The organism is Methylobacterium adhaesivum (assembly GCF_022179065.1).
Classification (GTDB): Bacteria; Pseudomonadota; Alphaproteobacteria; order Rhizobiales; family Beijerinckiaceae; genus Methylobacterium; species Methylobacterium adhaesivum.
This window is the reverse complement of the sequence record NZ_BPQD01000058.1, coordinates 1-3,282: the sequence shown is the minus strand read 5'-3', so window position 1 is coordinate 3,282 and position 3,282 is coordinate 1. Positions and strand designations below refer to the sequence as shown.

At 64.6% G+C, this 3,282-nt stretch carries 5 protein-coding genes and 2 pseudogenes; 3 read left to right on the top strand and 4 right to left on the bottom strand.

All coding sequences use genetic code 11. The annotated features are described in order from the left end of the window. The coding region (locus MFF01_RS21980; RefSeq protein WP_238226637.1) for an integrase core domain-containing protein at positions 1-326 on the top strand (326 nt) is incomplete at its 5' end. A gap of 381 nt (positions 327-707) precedes the next feature. Here the strand turns inward: MFF01_RS21980 and MFF01_RS21975 are convergent. Together MFF01_RS21975 and MFF01_RS21970 are read right to left on the bottom strand one after the other, a co-directional pair. Further along, on the bottom strand, positions 708-1,307 hold the full coding sequence (locus MFF01_RS21975) for a cysteine hydrolase family protein (protein WP_238228593.1): 600 nt from the start codon (positions 1,305-1,307) through the stop codon (positions 708-710). A 186-nt stretch (positions 1,308-1,493) separates the two neighbouring features. Further along, positions 1,494-1,715: pseudogene (locus tag MFF01_RS21970) on the bottom strand (GTP 3',8-cyclase MoaA); the annotation flags it as partial. A 143-nt stretch (positions 1,716-1,858) separates the two neighbouring features. Here MFF01_RS21970 and MFF01_RS21965 point away from each other — a divergent pair. Next, positions 1,859-2,332 (top strand): VOC family protein, encoded by a 474-nt coding sequence (locus MFF01_RS21965; RefSeq protein ID WP_238228591.1) that lies wholly within the window; start codon positions 1,859-1,861, stop codon positions 2,330-2,332. A 249-nt stretch (positions 2,333-2,581) separates the two neighbouring features. On the opposite strand, the gene MFF01_RS22200 is transcribed toward MFF01_RS21965, so the two are convergent. Continuing rightward, positions 2,582-2,806 (bottom strand): hypothetical protein, encoded by a 225-nt coding sequence (locus MFF01_RS22200; RefSeq protein WP_238228589.1) that lies wholly within the window; start codon positions 2,804-2,806, stop codon positions 2,582-2,584. Here MFF01_RS22200 and MFF01_RS22195 point away from each other — a divergent pair. Next, a pseudogene (locus MFF01_RS22195) lies at positions 2,723-2,953 on the top strand (tyrosine-type recombinase/integrase); the annotation flags it as partial. The gene MFF01_RS22200 and the pseudogene MFF01_RS22195 sit on opposite strands and share 84 nt — an antisense overlap. 34 nt (positions 2,954-2,987) lie before the next feature. Here MFF01_RS22195 and MFF01_RS21955 read toward each other — a convergent pair. Next, positions 2,988-3,282 (bottom strand): integrase core domain-containing protein (locus MFF01_RS21955; RefSeq protein ID WP_238228587.1); only part of this gene is annotated, 295 nt, incomplete at its 5' end.

Below are 3,282 nucleotides of genomic sequence, written 5' to 3'. Positions count from 1 at the left end.
TCATCGCCAAGGCCGTTCAGGATTGGATCGCGGCGGTGGGATCAGCGACCGCCTACATCGAGCCGGGCAGTCCGTGGGAGAACGGCTATTGCGAGAGCTTCAACGCGAAGCTGCGGGATGAGCTCCTCAACGGCGAGGTGTTCTACACCCTCAAGGAGGCCAGCGTCGTGATCGAGCAATGGCGTAGGCACTATAACAACATCCGGCCGCACTCGTCGCTCGGCTACCAGCCGCCTGCGCCCGAGGTCGTCATCTGGCCAACCGAACCGAGCGGCTCAGGGCCGCTCGCTCACCCCGCCATCGTCACGCGACTGACGATGCACTAACTTCGAACCTGGGCCACCGAATGGGGGCAGGCCAGTCTTCGCCCTGGACCGCCGCCGTCGCTGTCGTCTCGACGCTGCAAGGCAAGCTTCAGAACGTTCAAACTGCGAATGACCGTTTTCGGGAACGCTTCAAATCGGCCTATTCGGCGCTGTTGGGTCGAGTGCGGAACGGCGGCTTGGGGTGGATACCTACCTGTCGGCTTCTGAGCATCGGGTAATCGAGGGGGACGTTCGACGCTCGGCAGTATCCGTCCGATGGCGAAGTGTCCGCTGTAAAAGCGGGAATCCCGGAAAAGGACAGCCTATCCTTGACCCGTGGCAACCGCAGAAGGCTGTCGGCTTGTCCTGGAGGCTGCCCGCTCCGTTCGCCGTTAGGGCACCTTAGCCCCGAATGTCACCCTGCCTCGGTGCGACCACGGCGAAGAGGTCCGTAAGGGCGGCGAGGCTCGCCGCCTGGAGCTGCGAGGCGGGGACGACCGAACCGTCCGGCGCGGGTAGGTCACGGGTGGCTGTAGCGGAGGCGACTACGGTGGGCCGGAACCCCAGGCTGAATGCGCCGCGCGCGGTCGAGTTGATACACATGTGGGTCATGAAACCCGCCAGCACGAGGTCCTTGACGCCAACGGCATCGAGTTGCGCCTGTAGGTCGGTGCCTACGAACGAGTTCGGGTAGTTCTTGGTGATCACCGGCTCGTCTCCCCGGGGGGCGACCTCGTCGCTGATCCGGCCGATGGCTGCCCTGACGTCGTAGGGCGAGCCCGGCCCCGCGTCGTGCTGGATGTGGAATATCGGGATGCCCGCGTCGCGTGCGCGGGCGAGCAGGGCAGAGGCCTCGCGAAGCGCAGGTTCGACGCCTTCGAGGCGCATCACCCCCTCGCGGTAAGTGTTCTGCAGGTCGACCATCACGAGGGCGGACCCCTTCAAGGCTGCAAATTCGGTGCCGAGGCCAGAGAGGCTGCGAAGAGTGGCGAGTTCCGACATGCTGTTTGCTCCCTTGTCATCGCGGTGCGCCGGCGTCGGCGTTCGGCGACACCCTACCACCGGCGACCCGGGAAGCACCCCGTCCATAGGTGCAATCGGACGCCGGATGGCCTCGGCGCCCCGTTCGGTCCCCCTGAACGCCGTGCCCACCCGCTTGGTATCGTCGATGGCGCGGGGGGAAGCTGCCTAACCGCCGGTCACGCTCATGTGCCGCCGGACCGTGGCTAGCCGCGCCCGAACAATGACGAAGTCGTGGCCCTTCGGCTTGCGTGCGATGGCGTCGACCAACGCTCTGGCGACGGGCTCGTCAACGTGCGGAGACGCCAGCAGGGGCGCCTGCAGATCGGCGGAGTCGTCCTGGCCGAGACAGAGGTAGAGCTTGCCCGTGCAGGTCAGGTGCACGCGGGATCCGCCCGTCGGCTCTACGACGGTGTCGGGTGGTTTCCTGTCGATCCGCTTTCGAGCAGCGGAAGCCTTGAAGCGGACATAGCCAAAGGACGGGCCGCGACCCGTTGCAGACGAATGGCCTGTTTGCCGGTAGATCGTCCCTCATGACGGAACACACGAGCATCCGCGTACGGCGCGCCGATCATGTCGGCTTCGCGGTCGCCTTCCTCGACGAGGCCATTCGGTTCTGGGTCGATGGGCTCGGCGCGCGGCTTGTTCGGACGGGCGAGATGGGGGGAGAGTTCCTTGGTCAGGTGACTGGGGCACATGGGGCGAATGTGCGCATGGCAATCGTTTCGCTGGCGGACCAGACGATCGAACTCCTGGAGTATCAGGGTCCGGACCGACCAAGCGCGCCAGCCAAGCCGTTCGACCCTGGGTTCGCGCATCTGGCCCTTGTTGTCGATGACATCAACGCGCTCCTGGTGCGGATCGCCGCCTACGGCTGGAAGGCGCAAGGCATTCCTCAGTCGATCGCAATCGGCGCACGGGCTGGAACGCGGGTGATCTACGCCGTTGGCCCTGACGGCGCGACTATTGAGTTTATGCAGCCGCCCGCTACCGCCCAAGATCACTGATCCGGCCGGGCGGCGAACCGCTTGCCAGCCCAAGCCGAAGTTGACGAAGGCCCAGCGAACCACCGCTTCGGAGAAGCCTCGACGGCAATGATGGCGACTGTGTTGGGTCGGACGCAGCAGGGCTGCATTTTAAGCTTGGCAGCTGCGTGGCACACATCCCGGACGTCTAATTGGTGATGCGCAGGCTCCGTTCGCAGCACTCCTTCTCTCTGCCGGCATCGGCCGGTTGGGAGATGAGAAATGGGACATTCAGAGCACGACCCAGCCTTCAAGAACCGCCGACCATGGAACGCAGGACGGAAGCTCGGCGCCAAACGCGCGCTCAAACCACAACAGGTTTGGGCTATCCGTTTCTGGCTCGACGGAGAGCGGCGTGTACGCGACCGGGCCATGTTCGACCTCGCCATCGACAGCAAGTTGCGCGGTTGTGACATCGTCAAATTGAGGATCGGTGAGCTTGTCAGCGGCGGGCACGTACGGGCGCGCGTCATCATCGTTCAGCGAAAAACTGGGTCGCCCGTGCAGTTCGAACTGCTCGAACCAGCACGTACCAGCATTCTGACTTGGCTGAGGTGCCGAGGGGGCGGGCTTGACGATTACGCCTTTCCCAGCCGGATCGACTGGCCTGCCCCCATTCGGTGGCCCAGGTTCGAAGTTAGTGCATCGTCAGTCGCGTGACGATGGCGGGGTGAGCGAGCGGCCCTGAGCCGCTCGGTTCGGTTGGCCAGATGACGACCTCGGGCGCAGGCGGCTGGTAGCCGAGCGACGAGTGCGGCCGGATGTTGTTATAGTGCCTACGCCATTGCTCGATCACGACGCTGGCCTCCTTGAGGGTGTAGAACACCTCGCCGTTGAGGAGTTCATCCCACAGCTTCGCGTTGAAGCTCTCGCAATAGCCGTTCTCCCACGGACTGCCCGGCTCGATGTAGGCGGTCGCTGATCCCACCGCC